Raw genomic sequence first — 5,456 nt, forward strand, 5'->3', positions numbered from 1 at the left:
TGTGAAGTTTTAGGTCGGCGGTGACTTACTCTCCCACACCCTCCCGGGTGCAGTACCATCAGCGCTGTCGGGCTTAGCTTCCGGGTTCGGAATGGGACCGGGCGTGTCCCCGATGCTATAACCACCGACACATCTTTTTTGTGTGTGGGTTTGTGTTGTTTCAGATACTGTGTAGTGGACGCGTGCGGCTTATCGTGTGTGCTTGTTTTTGTGTTGCGTGTGTGTTTTTTGTTGGTGGGTTAGTACCAGTCACCTCGAACACATTACTGTGCGTCCAGTTCTGGCCTATCAACCCCATCATCTCTGGGGTACCTCAAAAGAAACCTGGTCTTGAAAGGGGCTTCCCGCTTAGATGCTTTCAGCGGTTATCCTGTCCGTACGTAGCTAACCAGCCGTGCTCCTGGTGGAACAACTGGCACACTAGAGGTACGTCCGTCCCGGTCCTCTCGTACTAAGGACAGCTTTTCTCAAGTTTCAACGCGCGCGGCGGATAGAGACCGAACTGTCTCACGACGTTCTAAACCCAGCTCGCGTGCCGCTTTAATGGGCGAACAGCCCAACCCTTGGGACCTACTCCAGCCCCAGGATGCGACGAGCCGACATCGAGGTGCCAAACCATCCCGTCGATATGGACTCTTGGGGAAGATCAGCCTGTTATCCCCGGGGTACCTTTTATCCGTTGAGCGACACCCAATCCACGATGAGGTGCCGGATCACTAGTCCCTACTTTCGTATCTGCTTGACATGTCTGTCTCACAGTTAAGCTCCCTTGTGCACTTACACTCAACACCTGATTGCCAACCAGGCTGAGGGAACCTTTGGGCGCCTCCGTTACTCTTTGGGAGGCAACCGCCCCAGTTAAACTACCCACCAGGCACTGTCCCCAACCCAGATCATGGGCCAAGGTTGAGATATCCGAATCGGTCAGAGTGGTATTTCACCGTGCGACTCCACACCAACTAGCGTTAATGCTTCCACGTCTCCCACCTATGCTACACAAACCGACCCGAACACCAATACCAAGTTGTAGTGAAGGTCCCGGGGTCTTTTCGTCCTGCCGCGCGTAACGAGCATCTTTACTCGTACTGCAATTTCACCGGGCCTGTAGTTGAGACAGCAGGGAAGTCGTTACGCCATTCGTGCAGGTCGGAACTTACCCGACAAGGAATTTCGCTACCTTAGGATGGTTATAGTTACCACCGCCGTTTACTGGGGCTTAAATTCTCCGCTTCGACCCAAAAGGTCTAACAGGTCCTCTTAACCTTCCAGCACCGGGCAGGCGTCAGTCCGTATACATCAACTTCCACGTTTTCGCACAGACCTATGTTTTTAGTAAACAGTCGCTTCCCTCTAGACTCTGCGACCACCACACAGCTATCAACCGTGTAGGGTCCCCCTTCTCCCGAAGTTACGGGGGTATTTTGCCGAGTTCCTTAACTACAGTTCACCCGCTCGCCTTAGTATTCTCTACTCGATCACCTGTGTCGGTTTGGGGTACGGGCCGGCCATATACATCGCTAGAAGCTTTTCTCGACAGCACAGGATCACCACCATCCCCACTAAGTGGGTACGCATCACGCCTCACCCTTTAATGTGTCCCGGATTTACCTAGAACACGGACTACACGCTTACACCAACACAACCAACGGTTGGCGTGGCTACCACTCTGTGTCACTCCATCACTTGACTACGACAGATCAGGCCCCACGCATCCTCACACACCACACACCAAAAAGGCATGTGAAAGGTGATTCTGGGTGGTTAGTATCACTGCATCATCATTGGTCGCATACAACCGGGTACGGGAATATCAACCCGTTTGCCATCGACTACGCCTGTCGGCCTCGCCTTAGGACCCGACTCACCCTGGGAAGACGAGCTTGACCCAGGAACCCTTGATCATCCGGCGGCAAGGATTCTCACCTTGCATTCGCTACTCATGCCTGCATTCTCACTCGCACACACTCCACCATAAGCTTCCGCCACAGCTTCACCGCATGCACGACGCTCCCCTACCCAACAACACTAAACATGCTGCTGTCGTGGTTTCGGCGGTGTACTTCAGCCCCACTACATTGTCGGCGCAGAACCACTCGACCAGTGAGCTATTACGCACTCTTTCAAGGATGGCTGCTTCTAAGCCAACCTCCTGGCTGTCTTCGCGATCCCACATCCTTTTCCACTTAGTACACTCTTAGGGGCCTTAACCGACGATCTGGGCTGTTTCCCTCTCGACTACGAAGCTTATCCCCCGCAGTCTCACTGCCACGCTATAACATTCACGGTATTCGGAGTTTGGCTGATGTTGCTAAGATGATAGTCCCGCTCAACCAACCAGTAGCTCTACCCCCGCAAAGAAACACGCAACGCTGCACCTAAATGCATTTCGGGGAGAACCAGCTATCACGGAGTTTGATTAGCCTTTCACCCCTACCCACAACTCATCCCCTCAGTTTTCAACCTAAGTGGGTTCGCGCCTCCACAACCTCTTACAGCTGCTTCACACTGGCCATGGGTAGATCACTCCGCTTCGGGTCCAGGACACGCCACTAAACACACTAGTTAGTATTCGCTTTCGCTACGACTACCCCACACACGGGTTAACCTCGCGACATGCCGCTGACTCGCAGGCTCATTCTTCAAAAGGCACGCCATCACACCCAAAAGGATGCTCTGACGGATTGTAGACACACGGTTTCAGGTACTATTTCACTCCCCTCCCGGGGTACTTTTCACCATTCCCTCACGGTACTCATACACTATCGGTCACGCCAAGTATTCAGGCTTACCGGGTGGTCCCGGCAGATTCACAGCAGATTCCACGAGCCCGCTGCTACTCGGGAACACGCACACAACCATCGACGCATATGTTCGGCTACCGGACTCTCACCGTCTACGGTAGGTGATCCCACACCACTTCGCCTCACACACACCAACAATCGAGATGACACGGCAGTATCACCAACACACATGCCCCACAACCAGCCACACGCAACCCCTGCCGAGTATCACACGCATGACTTTTAGCCATCATCCGCTTTCGTTCGCCACTACTCACAGAATCACTATTGTTTTCTTCTCCTACGGGTACTGAGATGTTTCACTTCCCCGCGTACACCCCCTATGCAGCTATACATTCACCACAAGGAAACACACACCCAAAAAAGCGCATGCTAGGTTACCCCATTCGGACACCCTCGGATCAACGCTCGATTGACAACTCCCCGAGGACTATCGCGGCCTTCCACGTCCTTCATCGGCTTGACGATGCCCAGGCATCCACCGTGCGCCCTAAATAAAAAACAGACACACAAACAATCAAAAAACACTAAGAACAAACACAATAAAATTGCTCGCGTCCACTATACAGTTCTCAAACAACACACACACCAACCACCCACCACCACACAAGCAGTAGTAGATAACCCGGTGCGCCCACAAGACAACCATGTTGCCTCAGACACCCAACAATGCACCAGCTTTGCTTAAAACTTTTGCCGACATGCTCGTCAACCACTCTCACCGTGGCACACACGTTCTTTCACGATCGCGCATGTTCCATACAGGATTTTCAAAAAATATAGAAGCGATGCCACAAACAACCATGACACCTCAAAACAAAACTCCTTAGAAAGGAGGTGATCCAGCCGCACCTTCCGGTACGGCTACCTTGTTACGACTTCGTCCCAATCGCCAATCCCACCTTCGACCACTCCCCACCAAAAAGGCTTAGGCCATGGGCTTCGGGTGTTATCAACTTTCATGACGTGACGGGCGGTGTGTACAAGGCCCGGGAACGTATTCACCGCAGCATTGCTGATCTGCGATTACTAGCGACTCCGACTTCATGGGGTCGAGTTGCAGACCCCAATCCGAACTAAGACTGACTTTCAAGCGATCCGCTCACCCTCACAGGCTCGCATCGCGTTGTATCAACCATTGTAGCATGTGTGAAGCCCTGGACATAAGGGGCATGATGATTTGACGTCATCCCCACCTTCCTCCGAGTTAACCCCGGCAGTCTCTCATGAGTCCCCACCATAACGCGCTGGCAACATAAGACAAGGGTTGCGCTCGTTGCGGGACTTAACCCAACATCTCACGACACGAGCTGACGACAACCATGCACCACCTGTGAACAAGCCAAAAAGGAAAACGTATCTCTACGCCGATCCTGTCCATGTCAAGCCCAGGTAAGGTTCTTCGCGTTGCATCGAATTAATCCACATGCTCCGCCGCTTGTGCGGGCCCCCGTCAATTCCTTTGAGTTTTAGCCTTGCGGCCGTACTCCCCAGGCGGGGCGCTTAATGCGTTAGCTACGGCACAGAAACCATGAAAAGTCCCCACACCTAGCGCCCACCGTTTACAGCATGGACTACCAGGGTATCTAATCCTGTTCGCTACCCATGCTTTCGCTCCTCAGCGTCAGTAACTGCCCAGTAACCTGCCTTCGCCATCGGTGTTCCTCCTGATATCTGCGCATTTCACCGCTACACCAGGAATTCCAGTTACCCCTACAGCACTCAAGTAATGCCCGTATCGCCTGCACGCCCGAAGTTAAGCCCCGGGATTTCACAGACGACGCGACAAACCACCTACGAGCTCTTTACGCCCAGTAATTCCGGACAACGCTCGCACCCTACGTATTACCGCGGCTGCTGGCACGTAGTTAGCCGGTGCTTCTTCTATACCTACCGTCACCAAAAAGGCTTCGTCGGTACCGAAAGGAGTTTACAACCCGAAGGCCTTCATCCCCCACGCGGCGTCGCTGCATCAGGCTTGCGCCCATTGTGCAATATTCCCCACTGCTGCCTCCCGTAGGAGTCTGGGCCGTGTCTCAGTCCCAATGTGGCCGATCACCCTCTCAGGCCGGCTACCCGTCGACGCCTTGGTAGGCCATTACCCCACCAACAAGCTGATAGGCCGCGAGCTCATCTTGAACCAAAAAAAATCTTTCCACCACCGACACTAAACGATGGTCCTATCCGGTATTAGACCCAGTTTCCCAAGCTTATCCCAGAGTCCAAGGCAGATCACCCACGTGTTACTCACCCGTTCGCCACTCGAGTACCCCAGCAAAACTGGAGCCTTTCCGTTCGACTTGCATGTGTTAAGCACGCCGCCAGCGTTCGTCCTGAGCCAGGATCAAACTCTCCACAAAAAACCAAAAACACCACAAAGGTGCAATCAGAAAAAAGCTACAAGCTCCGTGAAAAGCCCAAAACTAGCAAAAAAAACAAAAAACAAGGGGGCAGAATCCGACGAGGAAAACCCACCCCCAAAAAAATCATCAACACACACTGCTAAAAAACAGCACACGCATCAAATCACATGCGACCAAACAAACCCCAATCACAAGGGCACCCGATCCACACACAACCAAACACGCACACCACAACAAAAGCAGCACACATCAACAAAACAAAGCTGGCACACTATCGAGTTCTCAAACAACA

General features: G+C 52.8%; 1 protein-coding gene and 3 rRNA genes. 1 reads left to right on the forward strand and 3 read right to left on the reverse strand.

Translation table 11 applies throughout. The annotated features are described in order from the left end of the window. Positions 1 to 12: 12 nt before the first annotated feature. The 3 genes from rrf to GBB14_RS10530 form a co-directional block, all read right to left on the reverse strand. Positions 13 to 129, reverse strand: a 5S ribosomal RNA gene (gene rrf / locus GBB14_RS10520). Positions 130 to 219: 90 nt separating this feature from the next. Beyond that, positions 220 to 3,306 (reverse strand): 23S ribosomal RNA (locus GBB14_RS10525). Between the two features lie 325 nt (positions 3,307 to 3,631). After that, positions 3,632 to 5,161 (reverse strand): 16S ribosomal RNA (locus tag GBB14_RS10530). Together the 16S, 23S and 5S rRNA genes form the textbook arrangement of a ribosomal RNA operon. A 48-nt stretch (positions 5,162 to 5,209) precedes the next feature. On the opposite strand from GBB14_RS10530, the gene GBB14_RS10725 reads away from it, so the two are divergent. Then, the coding region (locus GBB14_RS10725; protein WP_225976694.1) for a hypothetical protein at positions 5,210 to 5,456 on the forward strand (247 nt) is incomplete at its 3' end.

This window comes from Corynebacterium sp. 51B (assembly GCF_008930785.1).
GTDB lineage: Bacteria > Actinomycetota > Actinomycetes > Mycobacteriales > Mycobacteriaceae > Corynebacterium > Corynebacterium megadyptis.